Raw genomic sequence first — 21,330 nt, forward strand, 5'->3', positions numbered from 1 at the left:
CTTGCGCCTATAGTAGATGTCGACTTAAACGTCTTTAGCGCTTAAGTTTTGAAAAATGCTAAGCATTAGATTTGGTTTCTGAAGCAAACGTTTTGACTACATCATGTGCCGTATTAGTCGTTCGACGTAGTAAGTGATAAAAAATTAATGCCTGTGTAACAGTAGACTAAAAATCCGCTGTTGCACAGGCATTAATTTATTTTTTATACACAATTTCCATTCCCTTTTGATCCAATAAATAGCGAAGGCCTTCACGGAAATTCGTAAAGGCACGAATTTGTGTGAAGTTTGATACATTGGATAGAATCAAGTTTTGAGCAAATTCAGGTGAGAACCCTACAAAGATCGTTTCTGTGCCCATCAATTGCAACACATTGACCAATTCATTGATTTTTTCACTCAGTAGTTCGTATCCCATGTTTTCCTCTACTGCCAAAGTGCTGATATCAGTAAAATCGAAAACTACTGTAAGTATATTGTTAGCAGATATTCTTTGGACAATTTTATTTTGGATATGCATAAAGCGTCCTACTGAAAGAGCACCAGTTAGCGGAACTAAAATCGTTTCCGGCACAATAGAGGGTATAATGGGGGCTGATAAGTCCTCTATGGTTTTCTCATACGTTATAATTTGTTCTCTAAGTTCTGTAATTTCTCGTGCTGAATTTGTTATTTCACCCATACAAATGTCTCCTATCTTGCGCGTCATATTGTCAATTCACTTACTTATACTCTCATTGATTTATCATACCACAAGTTGTTCTAATTAGACTTATTCAGTTCATTGCAAATCATTGAAACTAGACTTCTAACGCGATAGACTAAACTAATACGCATCCAATAAAAGGAGATTATTTATATGACTTATCAACCAGATACAACAGAGACTACAGAACTCATTCAACAACTCGTATCCATTCCAAGTCCTTCAGGCTATACGAGGCAAGTGATTTCTTTTGTAGAAAACTTCTTAAAAGAATATAATGTGAAAACAGCACGCAATCGTAAAGGTGGATTAATTGCCACGCTACCAGGCGAAAATGACAAAGAGCATCGAATGTTGACAGCTCATGTCGATACACTGGGCGCGATGGTCAAAGAAGTTAAAAAAAATGGTCGCCTGAAGCTCGATTTGATCGGAGGCTACCACTACAATTCAATTGAAGGCGAATATTGTAAGATCCACACGACTTCTGGCAAGACGATCACTGGGACCATTTTACTTCACCAGACATCTGTTCATGTTTACAAAAATGCTGGTACAGCAGAACGTAATCAAGCTAATATGGAAGTGCGCATCGACGCAAAAGTCCATACAGCAGAAGATGTTCGTGCGCTTGGTATTGAAGTAGGAGATTTCATCTCACTGAAGCCGCGTGTAGAAATTTCTGAGAACGGCTATATTAAATCTCGCCACTTGGATGATAAAGCAAGTGTGGCAATGCTATTGCAACTCATTAAACATATCCAACAAGAAAATATCAAATTGCCTTACACAACCCATTTCCTCATTTCGAATAATGAAGAAATCGGGTATGGTGGTAACTCAAATATTACTGAAGAAACGGTCGAGTATCTAGCAGTCGATATGGGTGCCATAGGTGATGGTCAGTCAACTGATGAACACACGGTATCTATTTGTGCCAAAGATTCTAGTGGACCATACCACTACGGACTTCGCAACCATCTAGTTGAGTTAGCTAAGAAAAACGATATCGGGTACCAAATCGATATGTATCCACATTACGGTTCTGATGCGTCTGCAGCTATCAAGGCAGGACACGACATTATCCACGGATTGATTGGACCGGGAATTGACTCTTCCCATGCGTTTGAACGTACACATGAAGACTCATTAAAGAACACTTTACAATTGATCTATCATTATTTGCTATCTGATATACAAAGTTATTAAAGTGTACACAAGATACTGAGCATTTGATGCTTCAGTATCTTTTCGATTCATTGACATTTCACGTAAAATAACAAATAATGATAGGTAAGCGCTTTCAACACTTTGGTAAATTATATTAAATACAACGAGAGCGGTTCCAGCGCTATTCGTATGGAATGGTTCTCTTTAGGGAGCAAATACACATGGCATTCACGAGTTTAAATCAACTGATCGAGCGTGCAAAACAGGATCATACACCGATTTACGAGTTAATGATTCAGTCTGAAATCAAGCAAAAAAGCATGCAGAGAGAAATTATCATCAAGAAAATGTCAGCGCAGTTTACAGTGATGGAAGAAGCAGTTCGTAAAGGCACGACTACATCTGTCATGTCCCGTACAGGTTTAACAGGAGGCGACGGACAGCGCTTATATGATTATGCGAAAAAAAGGAATTCATTTGTTCATCCATCTACCTTGCATACCGCTGCAAATGCTCTGGCTGTATCAGAAGTAAATGCGAACATGGGACGAATCGTCGCCACACCTACTGCAGGCTCAGCAGGAATTTTACCTGCGGTTCTCGTTCATGCGCTCGATAGCGGGAAGTACACCCGCGAACAAATTGTCTTATCTATGTTTACAGCATCTGCACTAGGGCTAGTCATCGCAAATCGCGCTTCCATTTCAGGAGCGGCAGGAGGATGCCAAGCGGAAGTCGGCTCTGCTACAGCAATGGCAGCAGGAACATTAGTTGAACTGGCTGGCGGTACGCCTGACCAAGTCGGTCACGCAATAGGCATCGCATTGAAAAATTCTTTAGGTCTTGTCTGTGATCCGGTCGCAGGGCTAGTGGAAATCCCTTGTATCATTCGAAATGGATTGCATGCTATTACGGCTGAAGCTGCCGCAGATATGGCAATGGCAGGGGTTGTGAGTATCATTCCTCCTGATGAAGTGATTCACGTCATGCACGAAGTAGGACAGAACATGCCAGAGTCACTGCGCGAAACTGGAATCGGTGGACTTGCTGGTACGCCCACAGGTCAAAAACTGAAAACCCGAGTATTCGGTAAAGAAAAAGAACCAAAAGAAAAAAGTACTGGTGCTCCTGCTAAATACCAAAGCGCCTATGAAATCATCGGCCCAGTCATGATCGGCCCATCTAGTTCACATACTGCTGGAGCTGTCCGAATTGGAAACGTTGCCCGTCAGCTATTGAACGAACAACCTATACATGCGAAGTTTTCCTTAATGGGTTCATTCGCCACTACTTATCAAGGACACGGTACCGATTTGGCGCTTCTGGCTGGCGTCATGGGGTACAATACGACAGATGAAAGAATACCGAATGCGAAAGAACTTGCGACCGAAACAGGACTAGAATATGAATTTACGAATCGTGTACTTGGCAGCTATCATCCAAATACTGTGCTCGTCGAATTAACAGGACCAACGAACAAAATAAAAGTTCTCGCCAGTTCACTTGGAGGAGGTAAAATCGAAGTGCAGGAACTCGATGATTATCCGTTAAAATTCTCAGGCGAACGTCCAGCACTCTTGATCCGCCATACCGATCAAAAGGGTGTTATTGCAGATCTTTTAGGTATTCTCTCAAGAAAAGGCATGAATATTGCGCGTATGGCGAATGAACGTTTTGCAATAGACGGTCCCGCTATTACGATTTGTGAAGTCGACGGCTCTGTAGATGAAGCAATGCTTACTGAATTAAAACGCGACGTGCCAATTATTGATGATATTGTATTAGTAGAGACTGATTAAAAGTGCAATAAAATACCAGACATGAAGACACTTTCCATTGTCTTCATGTCTGGTATTTTTTATCGTGCCATTTTTCATTTACATATTACTTTTCCATCCAAGCTGGTTTACCAAATCCTTTAAACTCGGATTCAATTACTTCTAAAAACTGCTCAGATTCAACTACTTCAATAATATCTTTCGCAAATTGCTTGTCTACATTTTCTGTTTTCACAGCTACCACATTACGGAACCGATCGGGCATATCTTCTAAAGCCAGTGCTTCTAACAAATCCATATTTGCTGCAATGGCGAAGTTTCCAGGTACCGCAGCTAAATCAGCCCCTTCAACCGAACGAGGTAATTGTCCCGCTTCAACCGGCTGAATGACTAAGTTTTTCGGGTTCTCCGTGATATCTTTTTCAGATGCCGTCAATTGATCTATTTCTTCATCCATTTTCACTAACCCTGCATCTTCCAATACATATAATGTTCTCGCAGCGTTCACTGGATCATTCGGAATGGTGATGGTTGATCCATCTTCAATCTCTTCAAGGGACTTATATTTATTTGAATAGATACCTAAAGGCGCTGTCGGCACGATAATCAACTCAGAGAGTTCCATATTGTTTTCTTTCTCGAAGTTTTCTAAGTACGTAATATTTTGGAATAAGTTCGCATCTATATCCCCACTGTCTAATGAAATATTTGGCTGAATATAGTCACTGAACTCTGTGATCTTAACCGTATATCCTTTTTCTTCAAGACCCGGTTGAATTGCTTTTTTCAGCATATCACTATAAGGTCCCGCTGTTGCACCAAAATGAAGAGTTTTATCATCATCCGATTTTTCAGTGGATTTTTCTCCTCCACAAGCAGCCAAGGCCGCAACCAACGCTGTAAGAATGAATGCAAGTACCAGCTTCTTCATAAATTCATCTCTCCCCTATTATCTCTTATCTATCATTTTTGAAATACGATCTCCACCAAATTGAATCAGCTGCACTAGCACTATTAAAATGGCAACGGTGACTAGCATAATACTGTCATCATATCGGTAATAACCGAAACGAATGGCTAAATCCCCAATTCCGCCTCCGCCAACAAATCCAGCCATTGCTGAATAGGCAACTAAGTTGATGAGTGTCAATGTAAGTCCTTGGATAATGCTTGACTTTGATTCAGGTAATAGCACATTCCAAATAATCATCCAAGGCGAAGCACCCGTTGAAATTGCTGCCTCTATAACCCCTTTGTCTATTTCTCTCATGGATGTTTCAACGATCCTCGCAAAGAAAGGAATGGCTGCAACGGAAAGCGATACACTTGCTGCTGCTGGTCCTATCGTGCTTCCAACAATCAGTTTCGTCAAAGGTATCAGGGCTACAAGCAATATGATGAATGGAATGGATCGAATAATATTAACAAAAAATCCAACTACTGAATTAATTGCACGGTTCTCTAAAAATAATCCTTTATCTGTTGTAAATAACAGAACTCCTAGTGGCAACCCAATAATCAATGCAATCGTAAGCGATATGCCGATCATATAAAGGGTTTCACCAAATGCTTTCGTAATATCCGGCATGAGTTCCATAATGTGAGATAGATCAAACATGTTGTCGGATCACCTCCACTTGTGCATTTTGTTTGCGTATGTATGCAATTGCTTGCTCTACTTCTTCACGCTCACCTTGCAATTCCATTAAGAAAATTCCAAGTGCTCGTTCTTGAATATATTCAATAGACCCGTGCAAGAAGTTTCCTTTGACTCTATACTTCTGCATCGTATCGGAAATCACACCCTCCATCGCTACTTCACCTTTAAATGTGATCTTGATCAGCGTACCAATCAAAGTGGACGTGACGGTTTCAGGTATATCGTAAGACACTACACTGCTAATAAATTCCTTTGTCAAAGGTTGAACCGGATTAGAGAAGATGTCATATACTTGTCCTTCTTCAATCACTTTTCCGTCTTGCATAATCGCCATGCGATCACAAATCTCTTTTACTACATTCATCTCATGCGTAATTAACACAATGGTGATATTCAATTCTTTGTTGATCTTTTTCAACAATCGCAAAATAGACATCGTTGTGTTAGGATCCAGCGCAGATGTTGCTTCATCACAAAGCAAAACGGATGGATTATTAGCTAGAGCTCTCGCAATTCCAACGCGTTGCTTCTGTCCTCCACTCAACTGTGCAGGATATACATTGCGTTTATCAGATAGACCCACCATTTCAAGAAGTTCCATTACACGTGTTTCTATTTTATTTGATGGCATTTTTGCTGCCTGTAAAGCAAATGCAATGTTCTCAAAAATCGTCTTTTGGCTAATTAAATAAAAGTGTTGGAAAATCATTCCGATCTTCAAGCGCGCCTGTCGCAGTTGTACCCCTGTTAGTTTCGTTAAATCTACATTATCAATTAAAATTGTGCCGCTCGTTGGTTTTTCCAACAAATTCAAACAGCGAATAAGAGAACTTTTTCCCGCCCCTGAATAACCGACAATACCAAATATTTCTCCAGTCTCGATGTCTAGTGAGACATCATCTACACCTTTTACCACTTTTTCTTTTGTCTGATATACTTTAGACAAATGTTGAATTTGGATCATGTTCTCACTTCTTTCTACATTCAAGTAAATAATCATAACTAATAGTCGGTATGAACATTCCTCTTTAAATTAAAAAAATTCTTTCATTTTTCTAAATGAAAGAATTACTGAAATATTCTCAGCTTATCTCTCAGATGGAAAACCATGCTGTAGGATTTGGCACCTTCCTTGTTTCATACAAGGGGTTGCTGGACTTCAACGGGCCATTTCCCTCAGTCACTCTTGATAAGAGATTGCTATTAAACTATATGCGTAAAACATATACTAATCTGAATTTACACAACTGTCAAGGCGAATAATAACAAGTTGGCAGAATACCCGACTTTTTCTATCAAGATTATTTTACTATCGTCCAATTTTCACAATCATCTGGAATCAAATAAGCATCCTTCTATTGATAAGTCTAGTATGATCTAGGTATACTTAACGAAAATACCCTATTAAAGAAAGAAGGAATAGACTATGGCTTTGTCCAACCGATTACAAAACCTCCCTCCGCATTTCTTTACACTCCTATTAAATAAAATAGAAAAGGCTATGGATGAAGGCAGAGATGTAATTAATCTAGGACGTGGAAATCCTGATCAACCAACACCTCCTCATATTATTAAAGCATTACAAGAAGCCGTTGAAGATCCAGCGACCCATGGGTACTCTCCATTTAGAGGGACACTTGCTTTAAAACAAGCAGTGGCTGAATACTATCAGCGTGAATACGGTGTCACAATTGATCCTGAAACAGAAGTCGCGGTACTCGGTGGCACGAAAGTAGGTGTCGTGGAACTTCCTTTAGCCATCATGAATGAAGGAGACCTATTATTGCTGCCAGACCCTGGTTATCCTGATTACTTATCAGGCGTGAGCTTAGCGGGTATTCGATACGATACAATGCCGCTACGTAAGGAAAATGAATTTCTACCTGATTATGATCAACTCACAGATGAACAGAAAAAAGATGCTAAATTAATGTACCTAAACTATCCTAGTAATCCAACAGGTGTCACAGCAACACCGGAGTTTTATGAAAAGACTGTAGCTTTTGCCAAAGAAAATCAAATTGCGGTCTTACAAGATTTTGCATACGGTGGCATTGGTTTTGAAGGCAATAAACCAATTAGTTTCTTACAAACTAAAGGAGCAAAAGAAGTCGGTATTGAAATGCTATCTCTTTCCAAAATGTATAATATGGCAGGCTGGCGTGTTGGTTTTGCAGTCGGTAACGCTGAAATAATAGAAGCTTTAAATGTATTGCAAGATCATTTATTCACTAGCATTTTCCCAGCAGTGCAACGTGCCGCTATTGAAGCATTGACAGGCCCACAACAATGCGTTGAGGAGTTAGTTGCGCTTTATGAAGGTCGTCTAACAGTTTTGCTAACGGAATGTGAACGCATCGGTTGGAACGTAACGGCTCCTACTGGCTCATTTTTCGCTTGGCTACCTGTCCCAGAAGGCTTTACAAGCGAAACCTTCGCCGATTTATTACTAGATAAAGCAGATGTCGCTGTATCGCCAGGAAACGGATTTGGTGTTCACGGGGAAGGTTATATTCGTGTCGGATTGTTGGAAAGTGAAGAACGCATGCAAGAAGCGATTCGCCGTATTGAAAAGCTCGGTTTATTTAAATAAGTTTATGCGATTTGATCGGATCTATTATACAAAAAGCCTCCTTACATCCCAGTAATTTCTGGAATGGCAAGGAGGCTTTTATAAAGTATATTAATCGAGTTCTACAGTATCCAGTAATGCCCGCACTTCATCTGTAGTATTCGTATTCATTAATTCATTTCGAAGTTCAGCGGCTCCACGGAATCCTTTAACATAAATTTTGAAGAATCGACGTAGCGGTTTAAATAGTCGCGGTTCCAGCTCTGTCGAATATTTATCAAAAAGATCCAGATGTAGACGCAAAAGATCTAGCAACTCTTTATAATCATGCTCTTTTTTCTCTTTTTCAAAGGCAAATGGATTGTTAAAAATTCCGCGTCCAATCATAACCCCATCTACACCGTACTTCTCCACAAGCTCCAGACCCATTTGACGATCGAGAATATCACCATTAATCGTCAACAGCGTATTAGGTGCTATCTCATCGCGAAGCTTCTTGATTTCCGGAATCAATTCCCAATGTGCATTGCCGTTACTCATTTCCTTGCGCGTACGGAGATGGATCGATAAGTTCGCAATGTCTTGTTCCAGTACGTGTCGTAGCCATGTATGCCATTCTTCGATATCCGTGTAGCCAAGACGCGTCTTGACACTGACAGGTAATCCGCCAGCTTTTGCAGCCTGAATAATTGCCGCAGCGGTTTCAGGATGGTTAATCAGCCCACTGCCCTTACCTTTTGTTGCAACGTTCGGCACAGGGCATCCCATATTAATATCCAATCCTTTGAAACCAAGTTCCGCCATCCCAATACTCATTTCGCGGAAATGTTCGGGCTTGTCTCCCCAAATGTGAGCGACGATTGGTTGTTCGTCTTCTGTAAACGCTAAACGTCCGCGCACACTGAAGATTCCTTCTGGATGACAAAAGCTTTCCGTATTGGTAAATTCCGTAAAGAATACATCCGGACGTGCAGCTTCGCTTACTACGTGGCGAAAAACCACATCCGTTACATCCTCCATTGGTGCTAGTATGAAAAATGGCCGTGGTAGATCACGCCAAAAATTAGTACTCATCGTTACGTTCAAATCCTCTCTTCATAACTTGCACCTGCGTACAAAAATGGTTCTATATTTACCTAACTCTAACAGATGCCAGTCCTACCATTATACAAAAAATACACGGATGAATTCCACTTCTTTGGGCTATCCTCAAAATTTATTATCGAACTTTTTATGTTGATGTTGGTTAATTCATCAAATATAGTCGCTTCACATCGCTTACTATTAAAAAAACCACTGCTTTTATTAACAGCAACGGCTTTATATATTATTTACCAAATCAAACTACTACCTACGCTTCGGCTTCTCTCTGCGCAACTCTTTCATTAAAGAAATGACCATCAATAACATGACGAACGAGAAGGGTAAGGCGGCGATAATAATCGTGTTTTGTAAGGCAGCCAAGCCACCAACTGACAACAAGATTAATGCAATGGACGATTGGATCACACCCCAAATCATTTTCACGCTAGTAGGCGGTGTCAATGATCCGTACGTCGATTGCATACCGAGCACAAACGTTGCGGAGTCAGCACTAGTCACGAAGAATGATGCAATTAACAGAATGGCAATGACCGAAATGATAAATGACCAAGGCATTTCGTTAAACATTTCAAAGACCACTAGCTCAGACGAAGAACTTGCGATGTCTGCTATTCCACTGCGCTGCATATCGACAGCTGTCGTACCGAACGTAGAGAACCAGAATGCACAAAGCAATGTAGGTGCAAGAAGTACGCCCACCATGAATTCTCGGATCGTGCGGCCTTTCGAGACGCGTGCGATAAACATACTGACGAACGGTGCCCATGAAATCCACCAAGCCCAATAGAAGATTGTCCAGTCAAACAGCCATTGCTGGTTACCCTCATTAAGTGGTGCTGTACGAAGACTCATTTGAACCAAATTTCCTACGTATCCACCAAGTGATTCAGTAAACATATTGAATATCAACAATGTCGGTCCTAACACAACGACAAATGCAAGAAGTAACACAGCCAGTACTAAGTTCGTATTGGATAAATACTTGATTCCTTTACTGAGTCCCGTCGAAGCAGAAATGATGAACAACACTGTGACAATGGCGATAATAATAAACTGTGAGAATGTCCCGATTTCAACCCCAAACAAATAATTCAGCCCTGCATTAATTTGAACAGCACCGAAACCGAGAGTTGTTGCAACGCCGAACGCGGTAGCAAAGACTGCAAGAACATCAACGAATACCCCCCATGGGCCATCCATCTTCTTGCCAAAAATCGGTTTCAATGTTGCTGAAATTAAACCAGGTGCATCTTTACGGAACTGGAAATAAGCGAGGGATAAAGCGACTATTCCATACATCGCCCATACATGAAGTCCCCAGTGATGGAATGATTCACGTAATCCTTCCTTAAAGGCTTCATCAGTGTTTGGATCTTCTGTTGCGGGATTGATGAAATGTGACAAAGGTTCAGCTGCTCCATAGAACACTAATCCGATACCCATTCCTGCTGAGAACAACATAGCAATCCACGTGACCGTAGAAAATTCAGGTCGGTCGGTATCTTTACCAAGTCGAATCTTACCGTACGGACTAAAAACGAAGAAAATGCTTAATAATAGTAGTAATGAAAGCAACAGCAAGTAGTACCATCCAAATGAAGATGCGACGAAATTCTTTGCATTCATTGTAATGGTTTCAAAGCTTTCCGATGCAAAAGCGCCGTATCCTACCGTGATGATGATCAATGCAATTGTAATGTAAAAGACATTTGATATTTTTCTCATGTTTCTCCCTTCAAAAATAAGGTTACTTGTTCGTCTAATGAACGATTATATACTATACATATACTTTACAAGGAAGGCAAAGGGCAAAAAAAGAGATGGATATCTAATGAGTTATTTTATTTATTCATAAAGCATGACAAACATAGACAGGATATAACAAAAAAGAGTGATTTCAACCACATTACTCACACCAGACTCATTGCACTGAATGAATTAATAATGACCTTCTACCTAACTAATCATAGATTGGACACTGTTTTTCTTCAGTTATGAATGTGTGTCAATTTGTAACATTACTACTCGTTTTAGTCTAACTAAAAACATCATCTATCATCAGCTTTAAAGTAGCTGACGATAGATGATGTTCCTGAGCTTAGTGCATCAGTAAATTAGTATTTGTGATCCCACTGATCGGTAAAAATTAAATCATCCAAACTTCGCCGTTTCTCCCAATTTGCTGTTTCCAATATAGGTGCAGTAGGATAACTTTCCGTGTAACCAATAGATAAGAGAGCAATTGGTTCAACATGGGGTGGTATATTCAAAATATCGCGCACATCATTCTTTTTATAAAAGCTCACCCAGCCCATCGCTAGGCCTTCCGCACATGCTGCTAACCACATATTTTGGATGGCACAAGCAGTCGATAACATGTCTGTTTCAGGAATGGAATTACGTCCCAACACATGTGAGCCACCACGCGTAGGATCACATGTCACGCAAATCGTAATAGGTGCTTCTCTTAGTCCCTGGATTTTTAAGCCAAGAAACTTTGTCTCTTTCTCTCCCTCGTCTTCATAATGAATCGCTAGCGCACGCCTTTCTTTATCTGCTGCCCAAGCCAACTTTTCTTTCGTTTCATCAGACGAAACGATAATGAAATTCCACGGCTGCATGAAGCCAACTGAAGGTGCATGATGAGCTGCTCTTAGTATGTTATGTATCGCATCTTCGGGAATGGATGTCGGCAAAAAACTTCGCACATCTCTTCTGTTGTAAATCACTTTGTAGACTGCATCTTTTTCTTCTTCTGAAAACATATGACATCTCTCCTCTAGACTTATACGCCAATTAGTTTGCTGTTCGTTATAACCATCATGGATTCATTATAATGAAATTATATAAAGATAGACAGGTTTGCTTAAGTACTACTTATATATATTCAATTCGCTATACATACTATTCCCATTTTATTCGAACAATCAAATTGTTTGTCTACTTTCAAGTAATAGAAAAGTGGTTTCAACTATTTTTACCATCTCGAGTTGAAACCACTTTTCTATATACTATACACAATAAATAGGTTCACTTCTCATCTGTTTTCGTAATGGATACTCCGCGTTCTGCAAATACTGTTTGAGCAACAGATAAAGCATTCAGCACGCTCGGGAATCCAGTGTACGGAATCAGATGCATAATGCAGCCGATAATCTCGTCCGGCGTCAAGCCTACATCAAGGCCTGTTTTTATATGCATCTGAATTTGTGGCTTACCTTGTGCTACAAGCGCCGTGATCGTCGTCAGGACCTTCTGTTTATTATCCAATCCAGGTCGCGAATAAATATCACCAAACGCAAATTCCACAACATACTTAGTCAAATCGGGCGCTACATCTTTGAAGCTCTCGCCAATTTCCATCTCACCTGCGGGGTTATCCTCATCCGATAACGTAAGTTCCATTAACTTTTCCAAACCACGTTGATAACGCTCTTCCGTCATTTCAAAAACCTCCTTGATTATAGTAGCCGCTGTTCCATCACGACTGGACGTGAACATTTTTTGTATTTTTAACTAGCGGTCATACTACTAGTGTAGCAAACTTTATATAAAATCAAATTTTTTTGACTACTTATAGTTTATAGGCTTCTAGCTCAATATATAAGCGCAATAACTAGCTCTTCTAATTAGTAATTAAAAAGTGGTATCGGGATTTATTACTAGAAACCCTTCCAATCGTTTATACTGAAAAGAAACAATCGAGCAAGGAGGTTTGCACAATGGAATTTAAAAATATTGAGGAACAAATCATTCAAAAATATAAAGATGACGAAAACTTCATGATCCGCCTATTTGTTCAGTGGTGCGCGAATCATAAACTGAATCCACAAACTCTTTATCAGCAAGCATATCCCGAACAACAGGAAAATCTAGCATTAAAAGAAGTCATGGAAAGCGATGATGGATTTGAGGAACTTCATATAGATGATGAAACGATGCTGGATGTGCTTCAACTGTTTGGAAATGATGATTTGGCGTTTGTAGTCGCGGATGAAATCCGGAAGTTTACATCGTAAAGAGTACCTGTGAGAAGAGCTATTCCGTTTGTGTATGTTAGCAAACGGAATAGCTCTTACGTAGGTTCTATTTTTCAAAAGTATGATTTTCATTTCTTGCTTGCTTACCTACTATTAGTATAGCTGAATACAACACCAGCGCGATGCCTAGTATCTGCAATGGAAGCAGTTGATCCCCTAGGAACAGTACGCCAACCAAAACTGCAACAATTGGTTCAATAGTTGCGAGAATCGACGCCTTTCCAGCTTCCAAATATTTTAAACCCGTTGTATATAACACATATGCTGCAACGGTGGAGATCAGTGCCAATAGTAAAGCAGAAATCCAGACGTCCACATACCGGAATGTGTCAACTTTGCGCCATACATTACTCGTCAGCGACATGAATAAGGCCATATACAAGAATGTGTATGTAGTAATCGTTAGGGCCGAATATCGTTTCGTGATCGGCTTGGTGAAAACACTGTACAGCGCATAACAAAATCCCGAAAGAACCCCTATGAAGAGTGTCTGACTAGGAATAGTCTGTGACCCTAGCGGCAATAGCCCGACTACGAACGCACAACCAACAATAGCAAATACTAGTGCTAGACCTTTGCGTGCAGTGAGTAACTCCTTAAAGAAGATCCTCGATAGAATCATCACGAATAACGGTCCCGTATATAATAACGTCACGGCAAGAGACAAGCTGGAACGTGAAAACACTTCGAAATAAAAGTAGTTAAACAGCGCTAGACTAAAAATACCTGCACTCGCAAAAAACACGTGATCTTTTATTCGTGTCCGTAACTGATCCCGAAAAAATAACATCATGATAGCAAATAAAAATACAAAGCTGTAAATCCCTCGAATCGCTACCACATCCCAAGCTGTAAATCCCCGCGCATATAGTGGTGCTATGAATAAACCAATCAATCCCCAACAGACTGCTCCTGCAATTGTGATGACATAAACTTGGGTGTTTGATTGCATTTCCATTCTCCCTCCATTCTCGAGAATAAACTACTATTTACTTTTTAATCTACTTTCTATTATATATAATGGAAAGCAGGCCTGCATAGGAGACGTGCATTCTCAAATTCAAAAGCTATCTACACGAAAAAAACGTAATTGATTGAACAATTACGCCTTCCCATGTAAATTTATATATTTAATTATTTGTTTGAAAGTATATCCTCATTTTACCGCTACGAGATTCAATAGCATTTCCGCAGACACATACTCCATATCAAAAGCATCTGCTACAGCTTTATACGTGATATGCCCATCTAATGTATTGATTCCTTTTTGAAGAGAAGGGTTCTCTAAGCATGCACATCTAAATCCTTTATTTGCAATTTGGAGTGCATACGGAACAGTTACATTCGTTAATGCCGTCGTTGATGTTTGTGGAACTGCACCTGGCATGTTTGCTACCGCATAGTGAACTACGTCATGTTTGACGTAAATCGGATCATCGTGCGTCGTGACTTGATTAGAAGTTGCAAAAATTCCGCCTTGGTCGATTGCGATATCGACTAGAACTGACCCAGGCCTCATAGATTTAACCACATCTTCTGATACAAGCTTCGGTGCTCTGGTCCCTGGAATTAACACAGCACCCACAACTAAATCCGCATTTTTTACAGACTCTGCAATGTTTAAGGGGTTGGAAACAAGTGTCTGAACGTCATTTCCGAAAATATCATCTAATTGACGCAGTCGCTCTACTGACAAGTCAAGAACTGTTACCCTCGCACCCATACCCACTGCAATTCGGGCAGCATTAGTTCCAGCTTGCCCACCGCCTATGATGGTTACACTTCCGCGTGATACGCCAGGTACACCGCTCAATAACATCCCTTTACCTCCATTGGTTTGTTGAAGATACTGGGCACCGATCAATGTCGCCATGCGTCCTGCAACCTCACTCATTGGCGCCAATAGAGGTAACGTGTTGTTAGGAAGTTGAACTGTTTCGTAAGCGATTGCAATTACTTTTTTATTTAGCAGCTCTTTCGTTAGTTCTGAATCCGATGCGAGATGCAAATAGGTGAATAAAATAAGTCCTTCCCGGAAATAGCCATACTCAGCTGGTATCGGCTCTTTTACCTTCATCACCATATCTACTTTCCAGGCTTCTTCTGCAGTTGCTACGATCTTGGCACCTACATTGATATACTCTTCATCTGTAAAGCTTGAACCTGCTCCCGCCCCAGTTTCGATAACTACTTCATGGCCCGATGAGCATAAGTTAAACACTCCCGCAGGTGTCATAGCGACACGGTTTTCATTATTTTTAATTTCTTTCGGTACACCAACTAGCATGTTGTTTTCCCCCTTTAGAAAAGTAGTATCTGTTCTACAGTTTTTGATTGATTGTGTGTGCGGTAACTATGCGGCTGGGCCATAAGCAATTTCTGCCCGGCCCACCACAGACACCACATGCAAACTTGAATAGTTTACTTGAGGCCTTTCTTTTTCACTTCTGTGAGTGATTTATCAATAATTGAAATGATGGTTTCCACTTCTTCTTTATTGATACAGAACGGAGGAGCAAATGCCAACGTATCCTGACCTTCATAAACAATACTTCTTGCCAACAGACCGTGGTTCAATGCTTCCTCCACTACTTTTACAGACACCGGATCAGCGAAGCGTGTATTAGTTTCTTTATCCTTCAATATTTCAACTGCTCCCAGCAATCCAATTCCTCTAATATTGCCAATTTCCTCATGACGCTGTGCCAACCATTTAAATCCGTTTTGTAATTCGGCACCCATATTTCGTACATTTTCTATCATATTTTCTTCTTCAATAATTTCCAGATTCTTTAATGCGACAGCGCAGCACATTGGATGACCGCTATATGTGTATCCGTGCATATAAACACCATCTGTTAATTCAATTAATTCATTTTTGATTTTTTCTGAGATGACCATTCCGCCTATCGGAGCGTAACCACTTGAAATTCCTTTCGCGATCACCATCATATCCGGAACAGCTCCGAAATTCTCTATCCCAAAATTAGTACCCGTTCTTCCGAACCCTGTGATCACTTCATCGGCAATGAATAGAATTTCATTTTGATTACATATTTCTCGAACTTCCTTGAAGTAATTTTCCGGTGGTAAATTGACTCCTCCAGAACCTTGAATTGGCTCTGAGATAAAGGCCGCAATGGTTTCAGCTCCTTCACGTGCAATCATTTCCTTCAGCGCTTGAATTGATGAATCCACATAATAGAAATCCGGTGCTAATGAAGGGAAGTTTCTGAAACCAGGTAAGCCTGTTGCACTCGATGCCCCGACAGATACACCATGATACGATTTATTACGGGAAATAATCTTTTTCTTATCAGTCTTCCCTTTTAGTCTCCAATACTGTCTAGAAGTTTTAAATGCTGTATCATTCGCATCAGAGCCTCCGGATGTAAAGAAAGTCATCGTTAAATCTCCGGGAGTCATTTGCGCCACCTTTTCTGCCAACATAATTGCTGGTTCATGGCTGTTTGTGGAGAAGGTTGAACTAAATGCCAATTTTTTCATTTGATCCATTGCCGCTTGACCAAGTTCTTCCCTACCATGACCGATATTGACATTCCATAATGAGGACAGTCCATCAATCACTTGTTTTCCTCTAATGTCTTTCAAATAAATCCCTTTACCTTCTGTGAAAATAAAACCTGGGCCTTTTTCTTGTTGTTGCTTGAAAGAGCTCGTAGGATGCATAAAATGTTGCTTATCAATCGCTGCCAGTTCCTCATATCTCACTTGTGCGTTTTCCTTTGTTTTCATCGTCATATTGTTCTCCTCCATATAATTAATATTTTTATTTGATCAATACTTATTGCTGTAAATCCAACATGCTTATGACAACATTTATATGTTTTCTTTCAAGGCGTCTCGAAATACCGGATTACTATTCTGCGAAGCAGATTGATGTGTCACCAATCGATCCGATGCCACTTCTTCATAGACTTCTTCATAAACTTCTTCATGCTCTTCTGATTCAATTTCAACTAACTCCCCCTTCCTCAAAGACTTCATTAAAGAGAAGCCCATTAGGAATAAGATAAACGTTAGCGGAAGCGCTGCAACCAATGAAGCCGTTTGAAGCCCTTGCAGTCCGCTGCTGATAATCAGAACTGCAACGATGGCCGACATTAACACTCCCCAAATTGCTTTCACCGTGTTACTAGGATTTTGGTTTCCATTCGTCGTCATCATTCCTAGTACAAAGGTAGCGGAGTCGGCTGATGTCACCAGGAATGTGACAATTAGTAAAATAAAGACAACTGACAGCAAGGTACTCATAGGGAAGTTTTCAAAAGTAGCGAACAGTGCGCTTGTTACGTCATTTTGTACAGCTCCTGCAATGTTCGTATTTTGGAATAAATCCATATAAATTGCTGTTCCTCCAAATACAGCGATCCACACAGTGGCAATGAAAGGAGGTACGATCAATACACCGAAAACAAACTCACGAATAGTCCTGCCTCTTGAAATTCGTGCAATGAATGCACCTACAAATGGTGACCATGCAATCACCCATGCCCAATAGTTAACTGTCCATCCCTTCGACCAAGTATTGCCGTCATAAGGTGAAAGACCAAGACTCATACCAAAGAAATTCTGAATGTAATCCCCAATACCCAAGGCAAAGACTTCCAATATGAACTTAGTAGGGCCTAAAAATAAGATAACTGCTATCAAACCTAGTGCCAGAACTAAATTTAATATACTAAGGAACTTAATTCCCTTATCCAGTCCAGTCAATGCGGAAGTTAAATATAATAGCAACAAGCCTCCCGTAATGAGTAATAAGAACGTAGTATTTTGTGGTATATCAAATACATAATTTAAGCCACCGTTGATTTGTAATATTCCCATGCCTACTGATGTTGCAACACCGAGCACAGTGGCAATGACGGCTAAAATATTGATACCGCTTCTTAATGGCTTCTTGCCACTCTTGCCAATGACAGGATTCAACGTGTCACTGATCATTCCGCCACTATTTTTCCGATACTGGAAATACGCCAACGTCAAGCCTACAATCGTGAACACCGACCATTGATGAATGCCCCAATTAAAGAAAGAATATTGCATGGCCTGCCTTCCAGCTTCCGGGGACAATCCTTCCATACCACTTGGCGTATTCGTAAAATGGCTCATCGGCTCTGCAATCCCCCAAAATACTAAGCCTGCTCCAAATCCTGTACTGAATAACATACCAATCCAGGTAAAGTAGGAATATTTCGGTTTTTCATGATCCCCGCCCAATCTGATCCGACCGTACTTACTCACAGCCAGCCCGGCACAGAATAATACAATCGCCAAAACAGAAAGTAAGTAAAACCATCCAAATGCATCCGATGTAAAGTTGTACGCCAGATCTGCCCATTTGGACATCCCTGCAGAATCTACTGTTCCCCAAATGACCAGTAATGCAATCACTACCGCTGATATCCAAAAGACACTGTTCATGTATATCGCATTGCTTTTAGGTTTCATATAGTTGCTCCTTTTTTAGTTTCTATACTGGTATAAAGGCAACATACTCACTCAACTATTAAGTCGACCGCTTGTGCGATAACTTAAAACTAACCACTCTGGGTTCTGTCATTTCTTGTATAGTAAATTTCACTCCTTCTCTTCCTAGTCCAGAACCTTTCACTCCTCCGAATGGCATTCCGTCTATACGATAGTCACTGCTGTCATTTATCATAATTCCGCCCACATCCATCTTCCCGATTGCTTGAAACGCTTGATCGATATCTTTCGTGAAAACCCCTGCCTGCAATCCGAAATTCACATCATTTGATTTCTCAATTGCCATTTCTAGATCTAGAACCGGAAACAGTAATACGACAGGACCAAATACTTCTTGTTTGGCAATCGTACAATTCGGTGGAACGTCTGTTAAAACTGTTGGAGAATAGAATGCACCATTGCGCTTCCCGCCAACTAACAATTTCGCTCCCATGTCGATTGCTTCATCTACCCAGCTCTCTACCCTGATTGCTTCGGACTCATTAATCATAGGACCCATATCTGTTGTATCTAGCATCTTATCTCCAACCTTATATTGACGTGTCCGTTCAACGAAAAGAGAACTAAAAGTTTCATAGATCGCTTCCTCAATATAGATCCGCTGCACGCCCAAACAATTTTGTCCCACCGCATAAAACGCACCTGACACTGAAGACTCGACGGCTGTTGGGATGTCTGCATCACGTAACACGATGACAGGTGAATTGGAGCCGAGTTCCATACTGAGCTTTTTTAAACCGGCCTTTCTGGCAATCCTCTCTCCCGTTTCCAGACCTCCAGTAAATGACACCATTCGAATATCGGGATGTGTTACTAATAGATCACCGATTACGCTACCTTTTCCTGTGATGACTGAAAGTATCTTAGAAGGCAGGCCTGCATGTTCAAATGCTTCAGCTAGCAATAATGCGCTGATTGGTGTAACCGTCGCTGGTTTCACAATGATGGCATTTCCTGAAGCAATGGCCGGCCCCACTTTATGAGCAACTAGATTCAATGGATCGTTAAAAGGTGTGATTGCTGCAATTATGCCGATTGGAAAACGATAGTAGTAACCAACGCGATCTTCACTTCCTTCTGATTGGTCAAAGGAGATGGTCTCGCCATTAATACGCCTCGCTTCTTCAGCACTTAATCTAAGCGTTTGGATACAACGCTTAACTTCCGCTGATGCCTCGCGAATTGTTTTGCTTCCTTCCAATGCAATGACAGCCGCATATTCCTCTTTATTTTTTTCGATATACATTGCTGCTTTACTTAACACGCTGATTCTTTGATGAACAGGCATCGCGGCAGCAGTTTTCGCGCCTTCTTTCGCTTCCCCAATAGCAAAAAGTAAGTCTTCTTTTGAAGCCGAGGGAACAGTACTAACAAATGAGTTGTCTTGTGGATTCAGAACTTCTATCACTTCTTCTTTCTTAACCCATTTTCCAGCTATAAACATTGGTTTTCCAGGCATTGTTGTTTTCATTGTCATTATGTTATACCTCCAAAATGATTATATTTCACCGTCTTCCACTTTCAGCAATTTGATAGCGGACTCCACCAAGATATTCACGCCTACTGACATGCAACGTTCATCGATATCAAATATATTCGTGTGCAAATCTCGGCTGATCCCATCTGGCAATGCGCATCCAAGGAAAAACATTGAGCCAGGGACTTTCTGTGTCATATAGCCAAAGTCTTCACCACCAAGGCCAAATCTTTCTTCTTCAATTTGAATAGTCGGGTATAAATCTTTTGCGGTTTGCTTAATAAGAGTATTGACGGTGCGATTATTATTTAATGCCGGCTCACCGCGATCTACTTCGAATGAATACGAACCGCCAAATGCTTCAGCCAGTTTAAATGTTTTTTCAATTTCCTCACTTAATTTATATCTGGCCTCTTTTGAATATGTCCGCATAGTTCCAGTTACAGCAATCTCCTGCGGGATTACATTACTGGCCGCCCCTGTGTGGATTTCACCGATGCTGGCGACAACTGTTTCCAAGGGAGAAATCGTTCGGGAACTAACTCCATAAAAGGCTGGCAAAATAGCACCAAGCATCCAAACAGGATCCGTTCCCATATGTGGATACCCACCATGACCACCAGTGCCTCTAATCTTTGCGCGGAAAACATCTACATTCGCCATACTGTAGCCATCATTCACTTGGATTGTGCCTGTAGGATGCCATGGACAGACATGAAGCGCAATGACAGATTCAACATCTTCTAAAACGCCTTCTTCAATCATTCTCGGTGCACCTGATAAACCTTCTTCATCAGTAGCTTCTTCGGCAGGCTGAAAGATCAATTTTACAGTTCCTTGAAACAAACCTTCCGAGCATTTCGCTGCCAGAACTTGCGCTACGCCAAGCAAAATCGCAGTGTGAGCATCATGCCCGCAAGCATGCATTACACCATGATGCTCAGATTGAAAGTCATGCCCCGTTTTTTCTTCTATTGGCAACGCATCCATATCTGCACGAATCGCAACTGTCCGTCCTTCTCCAGTTGAGATCGTCGCTACGACGCCTGTCTTCCCGACGTTAGTCTGAACAGTAATCCCTTCGATTGCTCTTAACGACTCTGCGACAAAGTGTGCTGTTTTATATTCATCGAAACTGAGTTCTGGATACTTATGAATATGCCGCCGCCATTTGATCAACTGTTGTTCCAAGCTTGTAGTAACTGATAGATTTTCTATTTCTACTGGCATATTAAATCCCCCTAAACCGAATGATTTACTATTAGAAAACATCCATTCATTTTACTTAAAGAAAATTACTTTTCATCAC

18 protein-coding genes and 1 riboswitch are annotated in these 21,330 nt (G+C 40.8%); of the genes, 4 read left to right on the top strand and 14 right to left on the bottom strand.

Translation table 11 applies throughout. The features are described from left to right. Positions 1–196 precede the first annotated feature (196 nt). On the bottom strand, positions 197–682 hold the full coding sequence (locus SporoP17a_RS07245; protein ID WP_083034063.1) for an STAS domain-containing protein: 486 nt from the start codon (positions 680–682) through the stop codon (positions 197–199). A 177-nt stretch (positions 683–859) separates the two neighbouring features. Here SporoP17a_RS07245 and SporoP17a_RS07250 point away from each other — a divergent pair, with 177 nt between their 5' ends. Continuing rightward, positions 860–1,915 (top strand): M42 family metallopeptidase, encoded by a 1,056-nt coding sequence (locus tag SporoP17a_RS07250; protein WP_083034064.1) that lies wholly within the window; start codon positions 860–862, stop codon positions 1,913–1,915. Positions 1,916–2,097: 182 nt separating this feature from the next. Continuing rightward, complete coding sequence (sdaAA, locus tag SporoP17a_RS17150) at positions 2,098–3,675, top strand: L-serine ammonia-lyase, iron-sulfur-dependent, subunit alpha (protein WP_083034065.1); 1,578 nt, start codon at positions 2,098–2,100, stop codon at positions 3,673–3,675. A gap of 85 nt (positions 3,676–3,760) precedes the next feature. On the opposite strand, the gene SporoP17a_RS07260 is transcribed toward sdaAA, so the two are convergent. From SporoP17a_RS07260 to SporoP17a_RS07270, 3 genes are read right to left on the bottom strand one after another with little or no spacing between them, the layout of a single operon-like run. Beyond that, the gene (locus tag SporoP17a_RS07260; protein WP_083034066.1) at positions 3,761–4,585 is read right to left on the bottom strand and encodes a MetQ/NlpA family ABC transporter substrate-binding protein; all 825 of its coding nucleotides are present in this window, start codon (positions 4,583–4,585) and stop codon (positions 3,761–3,763) included. A gap of 18 nt (positions 4,586–4,603) precedes the next feature. Next, positions 4,604–5,272 (bottom strand): methionine ABC transporter permease, encoded by a 669-nt coding sequence (locus tag SporoP17a_RS07265; RefSeq protein WP_083034067.1) that lies wholly within the window; start codon positions 5,270–5,272, stop codon positions 4,604–4,606. Continuing rightward, complete coding sequence (locus tag SporoP17a_RS07270; RefSeq protein ID WP_083035939.1) at positions 5,265–6,278, bottom strand: methionine ABC transporter ATP-binding protein; 1,014 nt, start codon at positions 6,276–6,278, stop codon at positions 5,265–5,267. The genes SporoP17a_RS07265 and SporoP17a_RS07270 overlap by 8 nt, the downstream gene beginning before the upstream one ends. Positions 6,279–6,398: 120 nt before the next feature. Next, positions 6,399–6,510: riboswitch (SAM riboswitch) on the bottom strand. Between the two features lie 230 nt (positions 6,511–6,740). Between SporoP17a_RS07270 and SporoP17a_RS07275 the strand changes: the two genes are divergently transcribed. Beyond that, the gene (locus SporoP17a_RS07275; RefSeq protein WP_083034068.1) at positions 6,741–7,907 is read left to right on the top strand and encodes a pyridoxal phosphate-dependent aminotransferase; all 1,167 of its coding nucleotides are present in this window, start codon (positions 6,741–6,743) and stop codon (positions 7,905–7,907) included. 90 nt (positions 7,908–7,997) lie between these two features. On the opposite strand, the gene SporoP17a_RS07280 is transcribed toward SporoP17a_RS07275, so the two are convergent. The 4 genes from SporoP17a_RS07280 to SporoP17a_RS07295 form a co-directional block, all read right to left on the bottom strand. Beyond that, a complete protein-coding gene (locus SporoP17a_RS07280) occupies positions 7,998–8,960 on the bottom strand; it encodes a tRNA dihydrouridine synthase (RefSeq protein ID WP_083034069.1) in 963 nt (320 codons plus the stop codon). A gap of 273 nt (positions 8,961–9,233) precedes the next feature. Beyond that, positions 9,234–10,715, bottom strand: coding sequence for a glycine betaine uptake BCCT transporter (locus tag SporoP17a_RS07285; protein WP_083034070.1), 1,482 nt, complete (start codon positions 10,713–10,715; stop codon positions 9,234–9,236). Between the two features lie 389 nt (positions 10,716–11,104). Beyond that, the gene (bluB, locus tag SporoP17a_RS07290) at positions 11,105–11,755 is read right to left on the bottom strand and encodes a 5,6-dimethylbenzimidazole synthase (protein ID WP_083034071.1); all 651 of its coding nucleotides are present in this window, start codon (positions 11,753–11,755) and stop codon (positions 11,105–11,107) included. Between the two features lie 265 nt (positions 11,756–12,020). Then, positions 12,021–12,434, bottom strand: coding sequence for a carboxymuconolactone decarboxylase family protein (locus tag SporoP17a_RS07295; protein WP_083034072.1), 414 nt, complete (start codon positions 12,432–12,434; stop codon positions 12,021–12,023). Between the two features lie 278 nt (positions 12,435–12,712). Between SporoP17a_RS07295 and SporoP17a_RS07300 the strand changes: the two genes are divergently transcribed. Next, complete coding sequence (locus tag SporoP17a_RS07300; protein WP_083034073.1) at positions 12,713–13,009, top strand: hypothetical protein; 297 nt, start codon at positions 12,713–12,715, stop codon at positions 13,007–13,009. A gap of 67 nt (positions 13,010–13,076) precedes the next feature. On the opposite strand, the gene SporoP17a_RS07305 is transcribed toward SporoP17a_RS07300, so the two are convergent. From SporoP17a_RS07305 to SporoP17a_RS07330, 6 genes are all read right to left on the bottom strand, one after another. Beyond that, positions 13,077–13,982 (bottom strand): DMT family transporter, encoded by a 906-nt coding sequence (locus tag SporoP17a_RS07305; RefSeq protein ID WP_237262402.1) that lies wholly within the window; start codon positions 13,980–13,982, stop codon positions 13,077–13,079. Positions 13,983–14,186: 204 nt separating this feature from the next. Then, positions 14,187–15,317, bottom strand: a complete 1,131-nt coding sequence (gene ald / locus SporoP17a_RS07310; RefSeq protein ID WP_083034075.1) for an alanine dehydrogenase — start codon at positions 15,315–15,317, stop codon at positions 14,187–14,189. A 134-nt stretch (positions 15,318–15,451) separates the two neighbouring features. Continuing rightward, the gene (locus tag SporoP17a_RS07315; RefSeq protein WP_083034076.1) at positions 15,452–16,792 is read right to left on the bottom strand and encodes an aminotransferase family protein; all 1,341 of its coding nucleotides are present in this window, start codon (positions 16,790–16,792) and stop codon (positions 15,452–15,454) included. A gap of 78 nt (positions 16,793–16,870) precedes the next feature. Beyond that, positions 16,871–18,505 (bottom strand): BCCT family transporter, encoded by a 1,635-nt coding sequence (locus SporoP17a_RS07320; RefSeq protein ID WP_083034077.1) that lies wholly within the window; start codon positions 18,503–18,505, stop codon positions 16,871–16,873. 58 nt (positions 18,506–18,563) lie between these two features. Next, positions 18,564–20,015: an aldehyde dehydrogenase family protein gene (locus SporoP17a_RS07325; protein ID WP_083035941.1), complete on the bottom strand. Its 1,452-nt coding sequence runs from the start codon at positions 20,013–20,015 to the stop codon at positions 18,564–18,566. 27 nt (positions 20,016–20,042) lie between these two features. Next, a complete protein-coding gene (locus tag SporoP17a_RS07330) occupies positions 20,043–21,251 on the bottom strand; it encodes a M20 metallopeptidase family protein (RefSeq protein WP_156890543.1) in 1,209 nt (402 codons plus the stop codon). Positions 21,252–21,330 lie beyond the last annotated feature (79 nt).

This window comes from Sporosarcina ureae (genome assembly GCF_002082015.1).
Taxonomy (GTDB): Bacteria; Bacillota; Bacilli; order Bacillales_A; family Planococcaceae; genus Sporosarcina; species Sporosarcina ureae_A.

Bases quoted from the DNA above. Each gene is read 5' to 3' on its own strand.
- SporoP17a_RS07245 (WP_083034063.1), bottom strand. From the start codon at position 682: ATGGGTGAAATAACAAATTCAGCACGAGAAATTACAGAACTTAGAGAA.
- SporoP17a_RS07250 (WP_083034064.1), top strand. From the start codon at position 860: ATGACTTATCAACCAGATACAACAGAGACTACAGAACTCATTCAACAA.
- sdaAA (WP_083034065.1), top strand. From the start codon at position 2,098: ATGGCATTCACGAGTTTAAATCAACTGATCGAGCGTGCAAAACAGGAT.
- SporoP17a_RS07260 (WP_083034066.1), bottom strand. From the start codon at position 4,585: ATGAAGAAGCTGGTACTTGCATTCATTCTTACAGCGTTGGTTGCGGCC.
- SporoP17a_RS07265 (WP_083034067.1), bottom strand. From the start codon at position 5,272: ATGTTTGATCTATCTCACATTATGGAACTCATGCCGGATATTACGAAA.
- SporoP17a_RS07270 (WP_083035939.1), bottom strand. From the start codon at position 6,278: ATGATCCAAATTCAACATTTGTCTAAAGTATATCAGACAAAAGAAAAA.
- SporoP17a_RS07275 (WP_083034068.1), top strand. From the start codon at position 6,741: ATGGCTTTGTCCAACCGATTACAAAACCTCCCTCCGCATTTCTTTACA.
- SporoP17a_RS07280 (WP_083034069.1), bottom strand. From the start codon at position 8,960: ATGAGTACTAATTTTTGGCGTGATCTACCACGGCCATTTTTCATACTA.
- SporoP17a_RS07285 (WP_083034070.1), bottom strand. From the start codon at position 10,715: ATGAGAAAAATATCAAATGTCTTTTACATTACAATTGCATTGATCATC.
- bluB (WP_083034071.1), bottom strand. From the start codon at position 11,755: ATGTTTTCAGAAGAAGAAAAAGATGCAGTCTACAAAGTGATTTACAAC.
- SporoP17a_RS07295 (WP_083034072.1), bottom strand. From the start codon at position 12,434: ATGACGGAAGAGCGTTATCAACGTGGTTTGGAAAAGTTAATGGAACTT.
- SporoP17a_RS07300 (WP_083034073.1), top strand. From the start codon at position 12,713: ATGGAATTTAAAAATATTGAGGAACAAATCATTCAAAAATATAAAGAT.
- SporoP17a_RS07305 (WP_237262402.1), bottom strand. From the start codon at position 13,982: ATGCAATCAAACACCCAAGTTTATGTCATCACAATTGCAGGAGCAGTC.
- ald (WP_083034075.1), bottom strand. From the start codon at position 15,317: ATGCTAGTTGGTGTACCGAAAGAAATTAAAAATAATGAAAACCGTGTC.
- SporoP17a_RS07315 (WP_083034076.1), bottom strand. From the start codon at position 16,792: ATGACGATGAAAACAAAGGAAAACGCACAAGTGAGATATGAGGAACTG.
- SporoP17a_RS07320 (WP_083034077.1), bottom strand. From the start codon at position 18,505: ATGAAACCTAAAAGCAATGCGATATACATGAACAGTGTCTTTTGGATA.
- SporoP17a_RS07325 (WP_083035941.1), bottom strand. From the start codon at position 20,015: ATGAAAACAACAATGCCTGGAAAACCAATGTTTATAGCTGGAAAATGG.
- SporoP17a_RS07330 (WP_156890543.1), bottom strand. From the start codon at position 21,251: ATGCCAGTAGAAATAGAAAATCTATCAGTTACTACAAGCTTGGAACAA.